Here is a 21087-nt window from a genome sequence, read left to right as displayed (position 1 = left end):
GCTGCGCATCACGCCGCAACACGGTGCGAGCCACCGTCGCGGAACTGCGCGAGCAACTTCGTCCACTTGATGCGCGTCGCCGCCACGTTCTGCTCCTTCACGTGGCCGTAGCCGCGCATCTCCTGCGGCAGTTCGGCGAGTTGCACGGCGAGCGACAGGTTGTGCTCGTTCAGATGCGTCACGAGCTCCGTCACCAGCGCTTCGTACTCACCGATCAGCGCACGTTCCATACGACGCTCTTCCGTGCGACCGAAGATGTCGAACGCGCCACCACGCAGGCCCTTGAACTTCGCGAGGATACCGAACGCCTTCATCATCCACGGGCCATAGGCCTTCTTGATGAGATGTCCCTTGTCGTCGTGTTTGGCCAGCGACGGCGGCGCCAGATGGAAGCGCAGCGAGAAGTTACCTTCGAACTGCTCGTTGATCTTCTTCATGAACGCCGGGTCGGTGTACAGACGCGCGACTTCATACTCGTCCTTGTACGCCATGAGCTTGTACAGCGCACGGGCGACAGCTTCGGTCAGCGGCATGTGCGAGACGTCGTTCGGCAGGGCCGATTCGGCAGCGCGCACACGATCGACCGTCTGCTTGAAGCGCTCGGCATACGCGCGATCCTGATACGCCACGAGCTGGTCGTAACGACGCTGGATCAGCGTGTCGAGCGCGCGCGGCGAATGCAGCGTGATGAGCTTGCCGCCCGTGGCCGACGATTCCGGCGCTTCGTTCTGCTGCGCGAGCTTGCGCACGGTCGCGAGATCGTGGGCTGCGCGACGTCCCCATTCGAACGCCTGCTTGTTCTTCTCGATGGCCACGCCGTTGAGTTCGATGGCGCGCACCAGCGCCGCGTACGACAGCGGCACCCAGCCCTTCTGCCAGGCGTAGCCCAGCACGAACGGGTTCGTGTAGATGGTGTCGCCGAGCAGACGCAGCGCGAGATGGTTGGCGTCGACGAAATCGACGTTGTCACCGGCAGCCGCACGGATATCGTTCTCCGTGCTCGAACCGGGGAAGCGCCAGTTCGGGTTGCGGATGAACTCGGCCGTCGGCGTATGCGCGCTGTTCACGACGAGGTTCGTCACGCCGTGCTGCACGCGCGAGAGCGTGTCGTCGCTGGCCGTGGTGATGGCGTCGCAGCCGATCACGACGCGTGCGTCGCCCATGGCGATACGCGTGGCGTGAATGTCTTCCGGTTGCAGCGCGATCTGCACGTGGCTCGTCACCGCGCCACCCTTCTGGGCGAGACCGGTCACGTCGAGCGTGGTGACGCCCTTGTTCTCCAGGTGCGCCGCCATGCCGAGCAGACCACCGATCGTGACCACACCCGTACCGCCCACGCCCGTCACCAGAATGCCGTACGGACGCGCGATTGCCGGGAGCGCCGGTTCGGGCAACGGCGGCAGGCCGCTGCTGTCGACCTGCGCGGTCTTCGGCTTGCGAAGCTGTCCGCCTTCCACCGTCACGAAGCTCGGGCAGAAGCCGTTCAGGCACGAGAAGTCCTTGTTGCACGTTGACTGGTTGATCTGACGCTTCGTGCCGAATTCCGTCTCCAGCGGCTCGACCGACAGACAGTTCGACTTCACCGAGCAGTCGCCGCAGCCTTCGCAGACCGACTCGTTGATGACCACGCGCTTGGCCGGGTCCGGGTATGCACCGCGTTTGCGGCGGCGGCGCTTCTCGGTCGCGCACGTCTGGTCGTAGATCAGGATCGTCGTGCCCTTCACCAGACGCAACTCGCGCTGCACGCGGTCGAGTTCGCTGCGGTGATAGATGGGAACGTCGCCGACGAGCTTCACGCCGTCGTATTTCTCCGGCTCATCGGTCACGATGACGATCTTCTCGGCGCCTTCGGCGTCGACCTGCGCCACGATCTGCGGCACGGTGAGCGTGCCGTCGACCGGCTGGCCGCCGGTCATGGCGACCGCATCGTTGTACAGGATCTTGTAAGTGATGTTGACCTTCGCCGAGATCGCTGCGCGAATCGCGAGCAAGCCCGAGTGGAAGTACGTGCCGTCGCCGAGGTTCGCGAAGATGTGTTCGTCGCACGAGAACGGCGCCTGACCGATCCAGGGCACGCCTTCACCGCCCATCTGCGAGAAGGTGTCGGTCTTGCGGTCCATCCACACGGTCATGTAGTGACAGCCGATGCCCGCGATGGCGCGCGAGCCTTCGGGCACGTTGGTCGACGTGTTGTGCGGGCAGCCCGAGCAGAACCACGGCTTGCGCTCGGCCGCGACGCGCGGCTTGGCGAGCGCCTGTTCCTTGGCTTCGATCACGCGCAGGCGCGTCGCGATGCGATCGCGCACGTCGCTCGGCAGCTCGAACTTTTCCAGCCGCGTGGCAATGGCCTTGGCGATCAGCGCAGGCGAGAGTTCGTAGTGGGCGGGCAGCAGCCAGTTGGCCATCGGCACTGACCATTCGCCGCCGGCGCCATCCTTTTCGTCGAACTTGCCGTACACGCGCGGGCGCACGTCGTCGCGCCAGTTGTACAGCTCTTCCTTGATCTGGTATTCGAGGATCTGACGCTTTTCCTCGACCACCAGAATTTCCTGAAGTCCTTGTGCGAACGCGCGCGCACCCTGCGCTTCGAGCGGCCACACGCAACCTACTTTGTAGAGACGGATGCCGATGCGCTGACACGTGGCGTCATCCAGCCCGAGGTCGGCAAGCGCCTGACAGACGTCGAGATACGCCTTGCCGCCGGTCATGATGCCGAAGCGGGCGTTGGGCGAATCGATCGTCACGCGGTCGAGCTTGTTGGCGCGCACGTAGGCAAGACCGGCGTACCACTTGTGGTCGATCATGCGCGCTTCCTGCACCAGCGGCGGATCGGGCCAGCGGATGTTCAGGCCGTCGGGCGGCATGATGAAGTCTTCCGGCAGGCGGATGTCGACGTTATGCGGATCGATCAGCACCGAGGCCGACGATTCGACGACATCCGTCACGCACTTCATGGAAACCCACAGGCCCGAGTAGCGGCTCATCGCCCAGCCGTGCAGGCCGTAATCGAGGTACTCCTGCACGTTCGATGGAAACAGCACGGGAATGCCGGCGGCCTTGAAAACGTGTTCGGACTGATGCGCGAGTGTCGAGGATTTGGCGGCGTGGTCGTCGCCGGCGAGCACCAGCACGCCGCCATGTTTGGACGAGCCTGCCGAGTTGCCATGCTTGAGCACGTCCATCGAGCGGTCGACGCCCGGGCCCTTGCCGTACCACATGGAGAACACGCCATCGAATTTGGCGGGATACAGATTGACCTGCTGCGAGCCCCACACGGCGGTGGCGGCGAGGTCTTCGTTCAGACCCGGCTGGAAGACGATGTTATGGCTGGCGAGGTGCTGCTTGGCCTTCCATAGCGAGAGATCCAGACCGCCGAGCGGCGAGCCGCGATAGCCCGAGATGTAACCAGCGGTGTTGAGCCCGGCCGCGGCGTCGCGTGCCTGCTGCAACATCGGTAGTCGGACCAGGGCCTGGATGCCGCTCATGTAAGCGCGACCGCGCTCGAGCGTGTACTTGTCGTCGAGCGTGACCGATTCTAGTGCGGCCAGCAAACTCGGGTTGACGGGGGCGTTCATGGGGTGTGCTCCTCACTCTCACTGATTTTGGGATCGCCAAAAATTTCCTGCCCCTCCCGCTCTCGTGAAGCAGGACGGCAGCGTGAATGCCGGCCTTTTAGTCGCTTGTCCCGAGTGTTCACGTGCGTGATGTCACCCAGTGGGCGGGGCCTTTTTTCGTGATGCAGTTGCCAGTCGGACCCATGGTATCACCGGTGTCATGGCGTTGCCTGATGGTGGCGGCAACGTCTCATAGGTTTCCGAACGAGCGCAGTATAGCGATGATTATGACGTTTACGTAAACGTAAGACGGCTGGCGTAAACCCTGTCTGGCGTTCTTTTCGGACACCCCCACATAAGCGGCAGGTGCGGCATTGAACCGCATTCGTATTTTGGGATTTGGCTTCAAAATGGCGCGATTGTGTCGTGATTGTGTCGACAATGGTACGTTTGTCGGCGTCATCTGACACACGGGTAACAACGTGTAACGGTTCGGGGCTTCAGGGAACGGAGTTGGCAGAATGCCTACTAATGCGTTACCCGATGCGTCACGGTGGTATGACCGACACGTTGGGTACGTTCCATAGCGTGCAACGAAAGCACGCAGCTACAAATAAAGCGATACGCAAGAAGGAGTCACTGTGAATCAACGAAACATCGCCAAATTCCTGCTGGTTTCCGCTTCGTTCCTGACCCTGGAAGTGAGCGTCGCCCGCGCCGATGAGCTGGCGCGCGACAAGACGGCCGAACCCACTCCGATTACGCAGCAGCGCACGACCCAAACGCCGCAGCGTTACGAAGGCCCGCTCGACCAGCGCACGATCGATCCGCGAGAATTCCAGCGCCGCTAAGTCACGTTTTGGTTTCGTGACTTCGGCCCGATCCACCTGAGTGCGTTGCCCGGCGGCCATACCCGTCAGACAGCGTTACACTCCCGAACCGCAAAGGCGCAGCCCCACCGGGCGAGCGCCTTTTTCTTTTCCCTTCGGTATTGCTCGACTGCGTTGTAATCTCTTGTAACCACGTATACCCGCATCACACTTCCTTATATCTGGTGAGTTGCGCAATAATATTGCGCATAAATACCAATAACAGGGAGAGATATGTCAAAGCTGGAGTTGGACAAGATCGATCGGCGCATCCTCGCCTTGCTGCAAAGTAACGGGCGCCTTTCCAACCTCGAAATCGCCGAACAGGTGCGGCTCTCGCCGAGTCCGTGCCTGCGCCGCATTCGCCGTCTCGAAGAGGCCGGCGTCATTCGCGGTTACGTGGCGCTGCTGGAGCCCACGCGTCTGGGGCTTGGCCTGCTCGCCTACGTCAATGTGCGGCTCGACAAGCGGCATCCCGGCGACGGGCAGGGAGGCTCGGTCATCGAGCACTTCCGCAGCGTGGTCGATTCGTGGCCGGAGGTCGTCGGTTGTTACGCGATGGCGGGTGACATGGACTACCTGCTGCGCGTGCACGTGCGCGACATGGCGCACTTCTCGCGCTTCATGCAGACGCAGTTGCTCGTGCATCCGAGCGTGGTCGACGTCAAAACCAGCTTTGTCCTCGATCAGTTGAAAGAGACGACGGCGCTGCCGTTGCCGTAATCGGCAAGCGTCATGCTGTCATTCTGACGACGACAAAAAACCCGGCCAAGGCCGGGTTTTTCATGAGACGCGCGGTTGCGCGCGAGTGCGGGATGTTCGCCCGGACGCGCTCAGGCACTCACTCAGGCAGCGCGTTGATTCGGCAAAATCGCGCCGACCAGACGGCGGGCGTTGCGCAACTGACGCTTGAGCGCGTAATCGAATGCCGCGATCTGCTCCTGCATCATTTCCGAGAGCATCGACTGCGTGTCGGCCGGGGGAAGGCTCAGGTAACCGTCCGCTTCGCCGTAAGCGAAGTTGATTTCCATGCCAGCCTTCTTGGCGATACGCATCATGCGGGCGTTACGCGACAGGCAATGCATGTAGAGGGTATCGACACGCTTGTTGCGGCAATGGATCGACGCACGTTCGAACAAACGCGAACCGATGCCACGCCCACGCGCGGATTCGAGCACCGAGACGCCGAATTCTGCGACACGGCCATTCTTGCCCTCGGGCAATTGCGCGACGTGCGCCACGGCAACGAGTGCGAGGTTGTCGTCATAGACACCGAACACGCTGTCACGGGAGAAGTCGAGGCTGGCGACGTAGCGGGTAATCACATCGTCTGACACGGCCTGACCGAAACGCAGCAGGCGGTCTTCTTCGCCGAGCGCCAGGAAATGGCGCTGGAGTCGGTGGATGTCGCCGGAGGTGAGCTCACGAATCAGCACGCTTGACCGCTCGTTGGCGGCAACCGTCGCGTGTGCGACGTCGGGCGTGTGGTTCGGGGCAGTCATGGCGTAATCCTTGAGTATTCTTTAGTGCGTGCACTGCATTGTGCGACGCAAAAGAATTATACCCGATCGGGTAGGTAAAAACCCTAGGAAAAGAATAATCGCCTGTGGAGGGAAGCGTCTAAGTCGCTGAAGAATGGCGTCTTTTCTGGCTTTGACACCGAACAGCCGTCACAACGCAGTTGCTGCGAGGCAACAAAAAAGGGCGAGATATCGCCCTTTTTGTGTGAGTGAGTACTTGCAATCTTTAGAGGCGCGATGGCGTGGCAGGCGCGGGAATCGCGGCTTCGATGCCGTCCGGCAGCGGGGCGGCCAGACCGTGTTCGAGCACGGCAATGACCTCGTTGGCGAAGTCGCGGTAGCGCATGCGGCCGCCGGGTTTGAGCCACGTGAAGGTCCAGTTGATCATGCCGAAGAGCATCATCGTGAGCGCCGTCTGGTTGTGCTTGGCCACGCGCTCCGGGAACGCCCGGGTGAGTTGGCGCGCAAACGCGGCAACCACGTCGCGCTGACGGTTGAGGACGATCTCGCGTTGCTCGTCGTTCAGGAATTTCACGTCGTTGAGCAGCGCGATGTGACGCGTCTGCGACGTCTCGTACTCATCGAGGAACGCACGGATCAGCTCGTGGAACGTGTCGCGCTCCGACAGACCACGTCGCTGGCCGAGCGCTTCGACCTCGGTGACGATCAGCATCAGGCGCTTGGTATAGCGCTCCAGCAGATCGAAGAGGATGGCGTCTTTGCTGGCGTAGTAATGATAGAGACGGGCCTTGGACGTGCCGCAGGCGGCGGCCAGTTCGGACATCGACGTGCTCGGATAGCTCGCGCGCGCGAAGGCGTCGGCGGCGACGTCGAGAATCTGTTCGCGCTGCGATTCGTGATCGGGCGCTTTGGTACGTGCCATAAACGGGGGTTACTCCAGTCGTAAATCGCACGCGCTCGCGGCCGTGGTGTCGCCGCGTAACGCTAGCCGGCCTGCCGCACCGAGTTCGCGGCAGCGCCACAAAAGAAAACTGTCGGTGGCGAAGAAACCCTCGATGCGGGGCATCAGTTCGCCGAGAAACGCGGCCATCGGGGTCCATGCCACCGGGGCGCGCGCCAGAATCTGATCGTCGATCTCGGCGAACGTCGCGCCTTCGAACGTGTTGTGCACCCAGCGTCTGACCTGCATATTCACTTGCTTGAGCGCCCGCCATTCCAGCGACAGACGACCGATGCGAAGCAGCGAAATCGGGGCGATCCGCACAAACCGTTCGGCCAGCACTGCCGGGGCGTACATGCCGACGCTCGTGCGGCGGTTGGCGTCGCCCGCGCTGCCGTCAGGTGACAGATCGCTGCCACGCAGGACAATCTCGTTCAGGCGGGCAGGCGTGCTGCGAAGCATGAAGGCGACGCGTCGCAACATCAACTGATCGGACGCGCTGTCGCCATGCCAGCAAACTACCGCATTGTCGCCTTCGACGAGCCGTTGCAGCGAGGCCAGCTCTTCGCGCAAGTCGCCTGCGTAATCCCGGCCGGCCGATGGCGCGACGCGCTGCCAGAACGCGGCACGCTGCCGTTCGTTCTCGTCGATCTCTCGCAGCGGGCCAACGGCCAGATCGTCGCGCAGGACAAGGACAGGGTCGGCGCGTTGCGCTTGCGCCATCGCCGCGCGCAATTGCTGCGCGGCGATATCGCCACAGACGACATGGATGGTATTCATGCCCGGTAGTTTACGGTATTCCCGCTACCTCGGGTTGACGCTCCCGTAATGCCGGAAATAATCGACGCATTGGCGGGATTTCATGCCGCTTTCGCCTGCGATGAGGTGACGTTCGCACCTCACGGCAAACAGGCGTTCAATATGAGGAAGACTGCCCTCCCGGCCGATCAGCGCTCGTCGTAGCTCACCACCACGCGCTCGGTGAGCGGGCGCGCCTGACAGGTCAGCACGAAGCCCTGTTCGACTTCGTAATCTTCCAGCGTGTAGTTCTTGTCCATTGCCACTTCGCCTTCGAGCACCTTCGCGCGGCACGTGCAGCACACGCCGCCCTTGCAGGCATACGGCAGCGACAGGCCGGCGGCGAGGCCGGTGTCGAGGATGCTCTGGCCCTCGTACGGCTGGCGCAGACGGCGCTCCTTGCCGTCCATGACCACAACCAGCTCGGCCATCGGCGTGTCGTCGGTGATGACGACAGGCTTCACGCCCGCTTGCGGCGACGGCACGCCGAAGCGCTCGACGTGGATCTTTTCCTTGGCGACGCCGGCGGCGGCCAGCGCAGCTTCGGCGGCGTCCATCATCGGGCCGGGGCCGCAGATGAAGGCTTCGTCGATGCTCGATGCCGGGATCAGCGTCTCAAGGAACGCCGCGCACTTCTCTTCGTTGAGCAGACCGTTGAACAGCTCGACTTCCTGCGCCTCGTCCGAGAGCACGTGATACAGGCGCAGTCGGCCCAGATACGTGTTCTTCAGGTCTTCGAGCGCTTCGGCGAACATGATCGCGGGCACCGAGCGGTTGCCATAGACGAGCGTGAACTGGCTGTCCGGCTCGGCGGCGAGCGTCGTCTTGATGAGCGCGAGCATCGGCGTGATGCCCGAGCCGCCGGCGAATCCGACGTAATGCTTGGCGTTGTCCGCCGACAGTCGCGTGAAGAAACGCCCGTCCGGCGTCATCACGTCGATTTGCTGACCTGGCTTGAGCTGGTCGTTCGCGAAGTTCGAGAACTTGCCGCCCGGCACGCGCTTGATGCCCACGCGCAATTCGCCGGTGGCCTCATAGTCGGGCACGCCAACGCAGATCGAGTACGAGCGACGGGCTTCTTCGCCGTCGATATCGGTTTTGAGCGTGAGGAACTGGCCTTGCGTGAAGCGATAGGCGTCGCGCAGGGCGTCCGGCACCGTGAAGGCGATGGAGATGGCGTCGGCGGTTTCGGGCCGGATTTCGCGAATCGTCAGCGAATGGAATTGCGGGGTCGTCATCGTAGGCTTCCCTATCGGGTCAATCTGGCCATCAATATGGCTTGAAGTAGTCGAACGGCTCTTGGCACGAACGGCAACGGTAATGCGCCTTGCAGGCGGTCGAGCCGAAGGCGGAGACGACTTCGGTATCGTGCGAGCCGCAATGCGGGCAGGGCACGCCGTCTTTCGGGCGGCCGTAGAACGTGATCTTGCGCGGGGCGTCTGCGGAGACGGCGTGCGTGCCGGTCGGCGGTGCAATGCCGTAGCCGCGCAATTTTTCGCGCGCTTCCGGGCTGATCCAGTCGGTCGTCCAGGCGGGCGCGAGCACCGTCTTGACGTGCCACGGGCCGAGGCCGGCGCGCGTCATGGCCGCGGCAATGTCCTCGGCGATCTGCTGCATGGCCGGGCAGCCGGAATACGTCGGCGTGATTACGATCTCGAACGCCGTGGCGCCCTGATCGTTCGTGACCACGCGCACATCGCGCAGAATGCCGAGCTCCCGAATCGACACGACCGGAATTTCCGGATCGGGCACGGCTTCGAGCGTTTGCCAGGCGAGCGGCAACGATGCGGCCGACGCCGGCGTCAGCACGTCGGGTGCCACGGCAGGCGTGAGCGGCAGATTCGTCATCGCGTCGGCAAACAGGTTCGTCTTGTGCATGATGTGCGCGGGCGGCTTACCAGTTGGCGCCCGGATGCTGACGGGCCAGTCCCTGCATCTCGCCGAGCAGATAGCTCATGTGCTCGGAGTGATGGCCGAACTTGCCCGTGCTCTCGAACGCACCACCGACGGGCGACGTCAGCGTGGCTTCGGCGAGGGCGTCGTTGACGGTGGCTTGCCACGCGTCTTTCAGGTCGGCCATCGTGACGCCCGTACCGGCGGCGGTCACGGTGTCTTCAAGGGCATCGCGCTTGAAGATCTCGTTCATGTACGGCACGAGATAGTCGAGTGCGGCCTGCGCGCGGCGGTGCGATTCTTCCGTGCCGTCGCCGAAGCGCACGAGCCAGTCGCGCGCGTGGTGCAGGTGGTAATGCGCTTCCTTGACCGACTTGGCGGCAATGGCGGCGAGGTCTTCGTCCGCCGATTGTGCGAGGGCTTGCCACACTTCGACCATCAGGGCGGAGTACAGGAAGTTGCGCACGATGGTGACGGCGTAGTCGCGCTCGGCGGCCGTGGTGCCGGCGGTCGGGCCGTAGTGGGGCAGTTCGACGAGCGTCCAGTTACGGAAGGCGAATTCGTCGCGCCAGAAGGCGTAATCGTCTTCCTGCTTGGCGAAGCCGGTGAGTGCCGTTTCGAGCTTGGCGGCGTGCTGATACAGCATGCGTGCCTGACCGATGAGGTCGAGGCTCAGGTTCGTGAGGGCGATGTCCTCTTCCAGCACGGGGCCGTGACCACACCATTCCGCGTTGCGCTGACCGAGGATCAGCGCGTTGTCGGCGAGGCGCAGCAGATAGGACAGATGTTCCTGCGTCGGTTTCATGTTCTGGGGTCTCGCTTGGGGCGCGCCGGGGACCTCGTCGGGTCGGTCGGCGCGCAGCCGCTTACATGTGGTTCACTTCTTCCGGCAGTTGGTAGAAGGTCGGGTGACGGTAGATCTTGTCGGCGGCCGGATCGAACAGCTCGGCCTTGTCTTCCGGTGCCGACGCGGTGATCGCGACCGACGGCACCACCCAGATGCTCACGCCTTCCTGGCGGCGCGTGTAGACGTCGCGCGCCATGCGCAGGGCCATTTCGGCGTCGGCGGCGTGCAGGCTGCCGCTGTGCTTGTGTTCGAGGCCCATCTTGCTGCGCACGAACACTTCCCAGAGGGGCCATTCCTTGTTAGTTGCTTGCGTCATGATCGTTCCTGATGTCTTGTGAGGGCGGCGTGACTGGCGACGAGCGCTCAGGCGGCCTGCTTCTGCGCGCGCTGGCGCTGTTTGGCAGCGTGGGCGAGGGCGGCTTCGCGCACCCAGGCGCCTTTCTCGTGGGCCGCCACGCGGGTGCCGACACGTTCCTTGTTGCACGGGCCGTCACCCCCGACGACGCGCCAGAATTCGCTCCAGTCGATCTCGCCGTAGTCGTGGGCGCGACGGCTCTCGTTCCACTTGAGATCCGGGTCGGGGAAGGTCACGCCGAGCACCTTGGCCTGTTCGATGGCGGCGTCGACGAACTTCTGACGCAGGTCGTCGTTCGAGATGCGCTTGATGCCCCACTTCATGGTCTGCGTGCTGTGGATCGACTCCTTGTCGCTCGGACCGAACATCATCAGCACCGGCCACCACCAGCGGTTCACGGCTTCCTGCACCATGTCGCGCTGGGCTTGCGTGCCGCTCATCATCGAGAGCAGGGCGTCGAAGCCCTGGCGCTGGTGGAACGACTCTTCCTTGCAGACGCGGATCATGGCGCGCGCGTACGGGCCGTACGAGCAGCGGCACAGGGGCACCTGGTTCATGATGGCGGCGCCATCGACCAGCCAGCCGATCACGCCGACGTCGGCCCACGTGAGCGTGGGGTAATTGAAGATGCTGGAGTATTTGGCTTTGCCGGAGTGCAGCGCGTCGATCATCTCGTCGCGCGACGTACCGAGCGTTTCGGCGGCGGAGTAGAGATAGAGACCGTGGCCGGCTTCGTCCTGAACCTTGGCGAGCAGAATGGCTTTGCGCTTGAGGCTCGGTGCGCGCGAGATCCAGTTACCTTCCGGCAGCATGCCGACGACTTCCGAGTGCGCGTGCTGGGAGATCTGGCGCACGAGCGTCTTGCGGTACTCGGCGGGCATGTAGTCCTGCGGCTCGATCTTCTGTTCGGCGGCGACGCGTTCGTCGAAGCGAGCTTGCTGCGCCTGCTCTGCATCGCTCAGGGTGCGCACACCCTTGGGGCTGTTGCCGGCCAGATCGATGGCTTGCGTATACATAGAGGAAGGCCTCCGCGGCATGTGGGGATATGGAACGCATTATAAACCGACCGGCCGGTCGGTCAATAAATGTTTTCCATTAGGCCGGGGAGGTTGTTAGGACAAACGGGTGCGCACCGTCACGACCTCGCCGTCGCGGTAGACGACTAGCTTGCACGAGTGGCGCTCGCTTCATGTACCGCTTCTTCTCGACGGCGGTGACGTATCCGCTGATGTTTGCGATCAGCGTGGCGATGACGCCGTGGGGCCAGATCGTCACGGCCTTTCACTGGATCAACATCGTGACGGCCGTCTCGACGGTGCTGTCGCTCGTGCTGACCGGATTCTTCGTCGCGAAATGGGTCGGCATGTATCCCGTCGAAGCCGCCATCGTCAATGCGACGCATAGCGGTCTGGGCGGCACCGGCGATGTGGCCATCCTCACGGCGGCGAACCGCATGGAGCCGATGCCGTTCGCGCAGATCGCCACGCGTATCGGCGGTGCGCTGATCGTGATGCTGGCGCTCGCGGCGTTCGCCTTCTTCCGGTGAGTCCGGCAAGCGCTGACGTGTGATGACAAAACCGCAGGGCTTTCCTTACCCCTGCGGTTGCCCGAAGTTCTCGCGGTACTGCTGCGGCGATACGCCGAAACGGCGCTGAAACACCTTGCGCATGTTGTGCGGATCGCCGAAGCCGCATTCCCAGGCCACGGTCTTGAGCGGCGCGTTGCCGTTCTCGAGCATCACCCGTGCTGCGTCGACGCGGGCGGCGCTCACGAAGTCGGCGGGCGTCACGCCCGCATCGCGCGCGAACACCCGCGAGAAGTTACGCACGCTCATCTTCGCCACCGCCGCCAGATCCCCGACCGACAGCGGTTCGGCCAGATGCGCCAGCACATACTGCTGCACCTGCGCGACGGGTGAATTCGGTTCGGCGTACGGCGTCAGATACGGGCTGAACTGTGACTGTCCGCCGGCGCGCTGCGTGAAGACCACCAGACGCTTCGCCACGTTCAGCGCGACCTCCTGTCCGTGATCCTGCGCGAGCAGATGCAACGACAGATCGATACCCGCCGTGACGCCCGCCGAGGTGTACAGACTCCCGTCCTGAATGAACAGCCGGTCGACTTCGATGTTCGCCCCGGGGGCGCGCTCGGCCAGCACGTCGACGTCGTTCCAGTGCGTGGTCACGCGTTTGCCGTCGAGCAATCCCGCCGCTGCGAGGATCAGCGCGCCGTTGCAGATCGAACCGTAGCGTCGTGCACGCGGGACCATGTCGTTCAGCCAGCGGTAGACGTTCGGGCCAAGGTCGTCCGTCAATAGCGACGGGCCGCCCGCGACCAGCAGCAAATCGACATGCCCGCCCACATCCTGATAGTGACGGCGCGGCAGCAGCGTCATCCCGTTCGAGCAGGCAATGGCGCCGTGCTGTGTGCCGATGACTTCCGTCTGATATTGATCGCGCGGGAGCAAGAAGCGGTTGGCTTCCGCGAAGACGTCGAGCGGGCCGCTCACATCGAGCGACTGCACGCCGGGAAACACGAGGAGGGCGACGTTACGGATCATGGCGATTCGAGGTCGGTAGTGTCGGCAGAAAGATGAGCGAACGGGGAACGAAAGCGAAAGGGCGCGTGAAATGAGGTACGAAGCGGGTGAACGGTGCCCAGTCGCACCGTCGCCCTGGCAGCGATGCGACCCATTTTGGCAGAAAGCGGCGCATCGGCAACACTTCGGCCGACGGCTGGCGCGAAGATGCCGCTGCTTGGCGCAATCGGACCGTTGGCGCCGCCCGGTGTGCGGGCGCGGGGCTTCGACAATCGCTGTGAGCGACGGCAACGATCGTCGCGCCCCCCAACACTGCGCACCCTGTGAGGTTATCGATGTCGATTCAAGCCAATGCTTCCGCCGTCCGCTATCCGGACGAAGCTTCGCTCGCCGAGCGCGTCGGCCCGGCATTCTCCGTGGACGGCATGCTCGCCGCCCGTAACAAGACCCGCGCCGCGATCCGCGATATCGCGGCCAACGTGCGACCCGGCATGGTCGAAGAAGACGCCGTCGCCATGGCTAAAGGCGTGCTCGTCTCGGCGGGTCTCGAACTGAGCTGGCACCCGACGCGGGTCCGCTTCGGCAGCAATACGCTCAAGCCGATGCGTCAGCCGTCCGAACCGGGCGTGGTGCTCGGCGAGCACGACATCTTCTTCATCGACATCGCGCCGCGCTTCGAAGCGTGGGAAGGCGACGGCGGAGCCAGCTTCGTCGTCGGCGAGCATGCCGAATACCAACGCTGCGCCAGCGACGCCGAGGCGCTGTTCCACGACGTTCGCCAGAAGTGGCAGCGTGAAGGTTCGACGGGGCAGGCACTCTACGCCCACGCGGACGAGGTCGCCCGCCGCATGGGCTGGACACTGAACTTCGACTTGCCGGGGCACCGCGTGTCGGACTTCCCGCACGCGGCCATCCACACAGGCTCGCTCGCAGACTTCGAGACGACGCCGTCGGCCATGCGCTGGATCCTGGAGATTCACCTGCGCGATCCGCAGAACCGCTTCGGCGCGTTCTTCGAAGACATGCTGCTCGAAGACAGCTACTACTGATTTGTCGCCGGTCGGCCGTCGATCCGTACCCTCGGACTCGTCGGCCCGCCGGCAGCCCGTTGTGGCATACGCACCACGCGTAGCGACGACGGGCGACAGGCCGCCCCGTGTGCCCCGGACTTGTTTGCTATACTGCGAACGATTCTCATTTGCAAAACGGTGCCTGAGCCTCGCGGCCGCACCTGGCCCGGGGACAGGAGGGGCGTATGCCCGCCGACGACACACTGCAACGCGACACTTCGTTGCAGGGACTCTACACCGATCACCACGGCTGGCTTCATGGCTGGCTGCACCGCAAGACCGGCTGCTCCCACCGCGCGGCCGATCTTGCGCACGACACGTTCGTTCGTCTGCTTGAACGCGACCCGCCCGGCGTGCTGGCATCGCCGCGCGCGTTCCTGACGACCGTCGCCCAGCGGGTGCTCTATAACTACTGGCGTCGTGAACAGATCGAGCGCGCCTATCTCGACGCGCTCGCCCAGCAGCCGGAAGTCCTCGTCCCGTCACCCGAAGAGCGCGCCATCGTGCTCGAGACGCTGCTCGAAATCGACCGCTGTCTCGATGGCCTGCCGCCCCTCGTCAAACGTGCATTCCTGCTGGCCCAGCTCGATGGGCTGACCCACACCGAGATTGCCGCCGAGCTTGGCATTTCGCTGGCGACGGTGAAGCGTCATCTGGTGCGGGCGGGTACGCAGTGCTTCTTCGCGATGGGGACGGCATGACGCGCGCGGCTTCGTTGGCTTCGTCGTTCGACGCCGGGATCGCGCAGCAGGCTGTCGAGTGGTGGGTGACGCTGCAAAGCGGCGACGCCACCGACACGCTGCGCGCGGCGTGCGCCCGCTGGCGTGAGGCGCATCCGGAGCACGAGCGCGCGTGGCGTCATATTGAAAATGCCGACGCCCGCATGCGGCATGTCTCGGGCACGCTCGGCGCCGCAGTCGCGCAGGCCGCGTTGCGTGCGCCGCGTTCGCGGGCACGTCGCATGGCGGTAAAGGCCATCGCCGGCGCGTTGTTCGTCGGTGCCGGCGCGTGGGTAGCGAGCGATCCGTTGACGGTCCAGCGGCTGCGTGCCGATGCACGGACCGGCGTGGGCGAGCGGCGCACGCTGCGTCTGACCGACGGTACGACGCTCGTTCTCAATACGCGCAGCGCCGTGCGGCTGTCGATGGAGGGGGACGTGCGCCGCATCGGGCTCGTGGAAGGCGAAATCATGGTGACCACCGGCAAGGACGCCGGGCACGTGCCGCCACGAGCGCTGGAAGTGGCGACCGTGCACGGCACGCTCCGGCCGATGGGCACACGTTTCGTGGTGCGGCAGACGGAAGACGCGGCGAACGTCTCGGTGCAGGTGTTCGAGGGCGCCGTGCGCGTGACGCCAAAGGTATCAGGCAGCGACGCGGCCAGTATCCGGATCGTCCACGCAGGCGAGCAGGCGCAGTTCGATGCCGGTGGCGTCGGCCCGGTGCTGCCGCTGGCGGACGGCGACGGCGCGTGGGCCGACGGCATGTTCGTGGCCGTCGACATGCGGCTCGACGCCTTTCTCTCCGAGCTGTCGCGCTACCGTCGCGGCTATCTGCGCTGCGATCCGGCGGTGGCGTCGCTGTGCGTGTCCGGCACTTATCCGCTGGCTGACACCGACGCCATTCTCGGCGTGCTGCCGCACGCACTGCCGGTGTCGGTCGCATCCGTCACGCGCTATTGGGTGACGGTCGGACCACGGGGCTGATGTCGGGCGAAGTTGCCGCAGACGGTGCGGCGCAGGTGCCGGGCAGTGTGCCGACGGGGTTCGCCCGCTCTCGTGCGGTGGCCGCTCGCAGCGGCTGAGCGATGGTCCGATCGGTCGACAGCCGGTCACGACAAACTTTTTTCGCATTGTTCTACGGTCAGTGAGCTGTTTCGTCGGTCTCGCGTGACAAGGGAAGTGAAACCTTCTCTCTTGCCTGTACGAGATATCATCATGGCCGTCGCTTTACCTGAATCGCCGCACATCCCGGACTTCCCGCACCTTCAGTGCACCCGCGCCGCTACCACCGGCTGGCATCGACACCGCATTTGCGCGGGCGTCGCCCTGACGTTCGCCTCGTTCGCGTCGACGTTCTGGACCGACGTCGCTCACGCACAGACGGCGGCCCAGCCCGCGACGACAGCCAGTGCCGCCGTCGCCCGCAGTTACGACATCCCGGCAGGCCCGCTCGACGCCGTGCTTACGCGCTTCGGCCGGGAGGCCGGCATCCTGCTGACATACACCCCCGCGTTGACGACCGGCCGTCAAAGCCCCGGCGTGCAGGGGCGTTTCGATGTGCCGGGCGCGTTCGGACAGTTGCTGGCGGGCACGGGGCTGACGGCATCGCCGCAGGGCGCGGGCTATACGCTGGTCCCACAGGCGGCGCCCGTCGCCGCGACGATGGCGGCCGGTGGTGGTTCGGGCGACGTCGCGCTGCCGACCACGCATGTGCGGGCGCAGGCCTGGTCCGACGCTTACCGCATGCCGGTGGACGCCAACGTCACCCGCTCCGACGCGCCGGTGCTCGACATCCCCCAGGTCGTCAACGTCGTGCCGCATCAGGTGCTGGCCGACCAGCGCGCCCGTACGCTGGACGACGCGCTGGTCAACGTGAGCGGCATTGTTCAGGGCAATACGCTGGCGAGTACGCAGGACACGCTGCTCAAACGCGGCTTCGGCGGCAACCGCGACGGCTCGATCATGCACAACAGCATGCCGCTCGTGCAGGGACGCGGGCTGAACGCGAACGCCGATTCGGTCGAAGTGCTCAAGGGGCCGACGTCGCTGCTCTACGGGATCATGGACCCGGGCGGCGTGATCAACGTCGTGAGCAAACGTCCGCTGCTCAAGCCTTATACGGCGGTGAGCGTGGCTGGTACGACCTACGGTCACGGCAAGAACGGCGTGGAAGAGACGCTCGACACGACCGGTCCGATCGGCGATTCGGGGCTGGCGTACCGGCTGGTCGTGGATCAGAACAACCAGCAGTACTGGCGCGTCTTCGGCTCGCAGCGCGAGACGCTCGTTGCGCCGACGCTTGCCTATTACGGACGCGACACGCAGGTCGTCGCCTCCTATGAATACCGTAACTTCCTGACGCCGTTCGATCGTGGCACGGCGCTCGACCCGGCGACGAACCGGCCACTGGCGATCTCGGCGCGGGAACGTCTGGACGACGTGCACAACGAGATGCGGGGGCAGTCGCATCTGGCGCAGATTACCGTCGATCATCAGTTCAACCCGGACTGGAAGGCCCACTTCGGCTATAGCTACAACACCGAGACCTACGATGCGGGGCAGCTGCGTATCACTGGGGTGAACTCGAAGACGGGTATCGTCTCGCGCAGCAACGACGGCACGCTCGGCTCGGACAGCACCGACAGCTTCGGCACGGCGTACCTCGACGGCAAGGTGACCCTCGCGGGCATGCGACACGATCTGCAGTTCGGCGGCGACTGGGAGTATCGCCGCATCTATCGGCGCGATCTGATTCGTCAGGCGGCGAAGTGCACGTTCTCGTACCTGAATCCGGTCTACGGCTGCGAGGTGATCCCGACCACGGTGTCCGCCAGCGACAGCGATCAGACCGATACGCTGCACGACGCGTCGGTCTTCTTTCAGGACGCGATCCACGTGACCGATCGATGGATCGTCGTGGGTGGGGTTCGCCTGCTGACGTACAGCCAGATCGCCGGTAAGGGCCGTCCGTTCAAGGCCAATACCGATATCAGCGATTCGAAGTGGCTGCCGCGTGCGGGCGTCGTCTATAAGTTGCGGGACTACCTGTCGCTCTACGGCAGCTATTCGGAGTCGCTCAAGCCGACGTCCACCATCGCGCCGTTGTCGACGGGCGTGGTCATCGACTCGAACGTGCCGCCGGAGCATGCCAAGTCGTATGAAGTCGGCGCGAAGCTGGATATGCCGAACGGGCTGAGCGGTTCGCTGGCCGTGTTCAACATCGACAAGCGCAACGTGCTCGTGTCGCAGGCGGTACCGGGGAGCAGCACGCTCGACTGGCGCACGTCCGGTGCGGCGCGCTCGCGGGGTGTCGAGCTGGACGTGTCGGGACGGATCGGAGAGCGCTGGAACGTGATCGCGAGCTATGCGTTCACCGACGCGAAGACCACCGACGATCCGCTATATACGGGCAATACGCTGGTGAATGCGGCGCGACATACGGCGTCGCTGGCTGGCGTCTATGACTGGGGGCCGATGCTGGGCGACGGCAGTGGCAACCTGCGGCTTGGCGCGGTCGGGCGGTATATCGGGTCGCGTCCGGGAGATTCGGCGAACAGTTTCACGCTGCCGGCGTACTTCGTCGCCGACGTGTTCGCCACGTACGACACCAAGATCGGACGCCATCCCGTCCACTATCAGCTCAATGTGAAGAACGTGTTCAACAAGACGTATTACCCGTCGAGCGTGAGCCAGACGGTCGTCGCCATCGGCGATGCACGCTCGGCAACGCTGTCGGCGACGTTCGAGTTCTGACGGCGGCTGCGGTCGGTGGAAACGGATTGCCAGCACTCATACCGGTGGCGACACTAGGTAGGTACCCCGCCTCTCTTGTGTGAGACCACCGGAATCTACAAAAACCCGCGCAAGCGGGTTTTTTGTCTTGAGCCGGGCGTTTTCGGCCGTTGCTTGCGCCGTCGTCTGCGCCATTCGGGGCGGCTGCCGCTGCATGGGCGACCTCAATGGGCGCGATATCGGCGATCAGGGCGATGCAGGAGGTACATGGATGATGCAGACGGCGATACGGATTTCCCGTGACTGCGAGCTACGACTCAGAGCAAGTCGTCACTCGGCATCAAAGTGAAGGCGCCTGCCACGGCGTTACGCCAGAAGGAGGCGTAGGGCTCGACGTCGAACGTTCGCGGCTGACCGTTCTCCTCGCCTACCCAACGCAGCGCGGGCACGGTCGGTGGCGTCGACGTTGGCGGCGTGGTGCCCGCCGGCGCCAGTTCGACGCGAAAGCTCGTGCGGGGCAACGTCGCCCGCTCGAAGATACGTGCCATGCGTTCGGCGAATTCCGGACTGTGGATCACGATCGCCAACTCAGTGTTCAGACGTACCGAGCGCGGGTCGAGGTTGAACGAGCCGAGCACGACGTCACGCCGGTCGATCACATAGGCCTTGCCGTGCAGACTCGCCCGGGACGAGCCGCCGAACGTCACCCGGCGGGGCTGACGCTCGCCGTCGTCGCTCCGGATCGGCTTGAACTCATACAACTCAATGCCAGCTTGCAATAGCGCCGGACGGTAGCGGGCGTAGCCAGCGTGGACCGGCACGACGTCGGTCGCCGCGAGGGAGTTCGTCAACACGCGAACCTTGACGCCGCGCTGTGCCAGCGTCGACAGGAATCGGACACCGCCGTCGAGCGGCACGAAGTAAGGCGAGATGATCAGGACTTCGTTTTGCGCTTTCGCGGCAAGCTGGCGGAGTTTGTCCGCGGGCGCGCTTTTTGTCTCGGCGGCAGGGGCGTCGAGCTTGTCGGGGGTGTCGGCGGCGAGTTCAGCCGGCGCCCAGAAGAGGGGGAGCGTGCCGTCGCGCAGGCTGGCGGCGAGGGGCGGCTGATGGAGCGCCTCGTGACCGGCCGGGACATTGTCGGCGTTGCGCCAGTGCTCGGCGAGGGCGTCGCGGCTGGCGTCCAGCGTCTCGTTATCGATTTTGGATTGGACTTGCTTCAGGGGATAGGACTGCGGGCTGGTCCAGAAATGATCGAAGCTGCGGGAGATGGCTTCTACCACGGGGCCCGCGCAGAGCAGGTCGAAGTCGCGGAAGGAGAGGTCGGGGTTGGCGTCGAAATACTCGTCGCCCAGATTACGTCCGCCAACGATGGCCAGTTGGTTGTCGGCCACCAGCGCCTTGTTGTGCATGCGGCGGTTCAACTGATCGAACTGCGTGAGCAGATTCCCGGCGCGCTGGAGCAGCGTGGTGTCGCGCGTGCCGAACGGATTGAAAACACGGATCTCGATGTTGGGGCTCTGGTCGAGCGCGGCGAAGGCCGGATCGGTGTGACGGCGATTGATGTCGTCGACCAGCATGCGAACGCGCACGCCTCGATGGGCGGCGTCGAGCAACGATTGCAATAACAGCCGGCCGGTAATGTCTTCGCCCGCGCTGTAGTACTGCACGTCGAGACTATGCTGCGCCGCCTGGACAAGTGCGAGACGCGTGGTGAACGCGGCGGAGCCTGTCGCCAGCAACTGGAAGCCGGACTGGCCCGCGTGCGCCTGAATGGCCGGGGCCAATGCCGAGGCGAGCGCGCCGGGCGTCGTCGCCGGGGTATGAGACGTCCACTGGGAAGGCTCCGGCGGCGGCCGCACCGATGTACAGGCAGCGAAGACTAGTAAGAGAGGGATGAGCGAAGCCAGGCGCCGCCATCCAGAGGCATACCAACGAGGCGACTCGCGTAACCCCGGCGCTTGAGGGCTGCGAGAGGGAAAGCGGCGGGGGGCCTGCGAAGGGAGCATCTCGAACGCTCTTATATATATAGAAGCCGCGAGGAAGGGGGAATCGACGCCGGGACAGCCTTTCCATATAGGCAGGCTTTCAGGAAGCATATGCGATTTCATTCGTTGCGTCGCCGGGGGGAGCCCGGATACATTGAATCCGTCTCCTCCATGTGTCCTGTCTCATGGATCTTGGCCCGCCCACGACGCGGGCCTTTTTTTGCCCTTTTCAAATTATTTTCACAAAGGGGTTGCCAAGGTTCGGGGTTTTCACTAATATCTCGTCTCTCGCAACGACAGCGA

Annotated in this window: 17 protein-coding genes and 1 pseudogene; 7 read left to right on the top strand and 11 right to left on the bottom strand. The window is 64.2% G+C overall.

Annotation, left to right across the window (positions count from 1 at the left end; translation table 11 throughout):
* Nucleotides 1–8: 8 nt before the first annotated feature.
* Nucleotides 9–3575, bottom strand: a complete 3567-nt coding sequence (locus PCA20602_RS20195) for an indolepyruvate ferredoxin oxidoreductase family protein (RefSeq protein WP_150722728.1) — start codon at nt 3573–3575, stop codon at nt 9–11.
* Nucleotides 3576–4195: 620 nt separating this feature from the next.
* Here PCA20602_RS20195 and PCA20602_RS20190 point away from each other — a divergent pair.
* Nucleotides 4196–4405 carry a hypothetical protein gene (locus PCA20602_RS20190; RefSeq protein ID WP_039393813.1) on the top strand — a complete coding sequence of 70 codons (210 nt, stop codon included), beginning with the start codon at nt 4196–4198 and terminating at the stop codon, nt 4403–4405.
* Between the two features lie 252 nt (nt 4406–4657).
* Nucleotides 4658–5146 (top strand): Lrp/AsnC family transcriptional regulator, encoded by a 489-nt coding sequence (locus PCA20602_RS20185; RefSeq protein ID WP_150722727.1) that lies wholly within the window; start codon nt 4658–4660, stop codon nt 5144–5146.
* 122 nt (nt 5147–5268) lie between these two features.
* On the opposite strand, the gene PCA20602_RS20180 is transcribed toward PCA20602_RS20185, so the two are convergent.
* The 8 genes from PCA20602_RS20180 to paaA all read right to left on the bottom strand — a co-directional run bounded on the left by PCA20602_RS20180 (nt 5269) and on the right by paaA (nt 11753).
* Complete coding sequence (locus PCA20602_RS20180; protein WP_069343544.1) at nt 5269–5925, bottom strand: GNAT family N-acetyltransferase; 657 nt, start codon at nt 5923–5925, stop codon at nt 5269–5271.
* 244 nt (nt 5926–6169) lie between these two features.
* Complete coding sequence (locus PCA20602_RS20175; protein WP_150722726.1) at nt 6170–6826, bottom strand: TetR/AcrR family transcriptional regulator; 657 nt, start codon at nt 6824–6826, stop codon at nt 6170–6172.
* A gap of 9 nt (nt 6827–6835) precedes the next feature.
* The gene (locus PCA20602_RS20170) at nt 6836–7624 is read right to left on the bottom strand and encodes a DUF1835 domain-containing protein (RefSeq protein ID WP_150722725.1); all 789 of its coding nucleotides are present in this window, start codon (nt 7622–7624) and stop codon (nt 6836–6838) included.
* Nucleotides 7625–7791: 167 nt separating this feature from the next.
* Entirely contained in the window at nt 7792–8880 is a 1089-nt protein-coding gene (gene paaE / locus PCA20602_RS20165) for a 1,2-phenylacetyl-CoA epoxidase subunit PaaE (RefSeq protein WP_069343541.1), read from the bottom strand.
* Nucleotides 8881–8911: 31 nt separating this feature from the next.
* Nucleotides 8912–9520, bottom strand: a complete 609-nt coding sequence (gene paaD, locus PCA20602_RS20160; RefSeq protein ID WP_246182259.1) for a 1,2-phenylacetyl-CoA epoxidase subunit PaaD — start codon at nt 9518–9520, stop codon at nt 8912–8914.
* Nucleotides 9521–9536: 16 nt separating this feature from the next.
* Nucleotides 9537–10340 carry a 1,2-phenylacetyl-CoA epoxidase subunit PaaC gene (gene paaC, locus PCA20602_RS20155; RefSeq protein ID WP_150722724.1) on the bottom strand — a complete coding sequence of 268 codons (804 nt, stop codon included), beginning with the start codon at nt 10338–10340 and terminating at the stop codon, nt 9537–9539.
* A 61-nt stretch (nt 10341–10401) separates the two neighbouring features.
* On the bottom strand, nt 10402–10698 hold the full coding sequence (gene paaB / locus PCA20602_RS20150; RefSeq protein WP_069343539.1) for a 1,2-phenylacetyl-CoA epoxidase subunit PaaB: 297 nt from the start codon (nt 10696–10698) through the stop codon (nt 10402–10404).
* Between the two features lie 47 nt (nt 10699–10745).
* A complete protein-coding gene (gene paaA / locus PCA20602_RS20145) occupies nt 10746–11753 on the bottom strand; it encodes a 1,2-phenylacetyl-CoA epoxidase subunit PaaA (protein WP_069343538.1) in 1008 nt (335 codons plus the stop codon).
* Between the two features lie 161 nt (nt 11754–11914).
* On the opposite strand from paaA, the pseudogene PCA20602_RS20140 reads away from it, so the two are divergent.
* Nucleotides 11915–12283: pseudogene (locus tag PCA20602_RS20140) on the top strand (2-hydroxycarboxylate transporter family protein); the annotation flags it as partial.
* Nucleotides 12284–12328: 45 nt separating this feature from the next.
* Here PCA20602_RS20140 and PCA20602_RS20135 read toward each other — a convergent pair.
* On the bottom strand, nt 12329–13297 hold the full coding sequence (locus PCA20602_RS20135; RefSeq protein ID WP_150722723.1) for a GlxA family transcriptional regulator: 969 nt from the start codon (nt 13295–13297) through the stop codon (nt 12329–12331).
* Between the two features lie 314 nt (nt 13298–13611).
* On the opposite strand from PCA20602_RS20135, the gene PCA20602_RS20130 reads away from it, so the two are divergent.
* The 4 genes from PCA20602_RS20130 to PCA20602_RS20115 all read left to right on the top strand — a co-directional run bounded on the left by PCA20602_RS20130 (nt 13612) and on the right by PCA20602_RS20115 (nt 18820).
* On the top strand, nt 13612–14325 hold the full coding sequence (locus PCA20602_RS20130; RefSeq protein WP_150722722.1) for a M24 family metallopeptidase: 714 nt from the start codon (nt 13612–13614) through the stop codon (nt 14323–14325).
* 206 nt (nt 14326–14531) lie between these two features.
* Nucleotides 14532–15047: a sigma-70 family RNA polymerase sigma factor gene (locus PCA20602_RS20125; RefSeq protein ID WP_150722721.1), complete on the top strand. Its 516-nt coding sequence runs from the start codon at nt 14532–14534 to the stop codon at nt 15045–15047.
* A complete protein-coding gene (locus tag PCA20602_RS20120) occupies nt 15044–16051 on the top strand; it encodes a FecR domain-containing protein (RefSeq protein ID WP_150722720.1) in 1008 nt (335 codons plus the stop codon). Before PCA20602_RS20125 ends, PCA20602_RS20120 begins: the two co-directional genes overlap by 4 nt.
* A gap of 231 nt (nt 16052–16282) precedes the next feature.
* On the top strand, nt 16283–18820 hold the full coding sequence (locus PCA20602_RS20115) for a TonB-dependent siderophore receptor (RefSeq protein ID WP_150722719.1): 2538 nt from the start codon (nt 16283–16285) through the stop codon (nt 18818–18820).
* Nucleotides 18821–19116: 296 nt separating this feature from the next.
* Here the strand turns inward: PCA20602_RS20115 and PCA20602_RS20110 are convergent, their stop codons facing one another.
* Entirely contained in the window at nt 19117–20805 is a 1689-nt protein-coding gene (locus tag PCA20602_RS20110) for a phospholipase D family protein (protein WP_150722850.1), read from the bottom strand.
* Between the last annotated feature and the right edge of the window lie 282 nt (nt 20806–21087).

This window comes from Pandoraea capi, from assembly GCF_902459735.1.
In the GTDB taxonomy this organism is placed as follows: Bacteria; Pseudomonadota; Gammaproteobacteria; order Burkholderiales; family Burkholderiaceae; genus Pandoraea; species Pandoraea capi.
The sequence above is the reverse complement of the archived record's forward strand: the minus strand, read 5'-3'. Positions and strand labels throughout refer to the sequence as shown.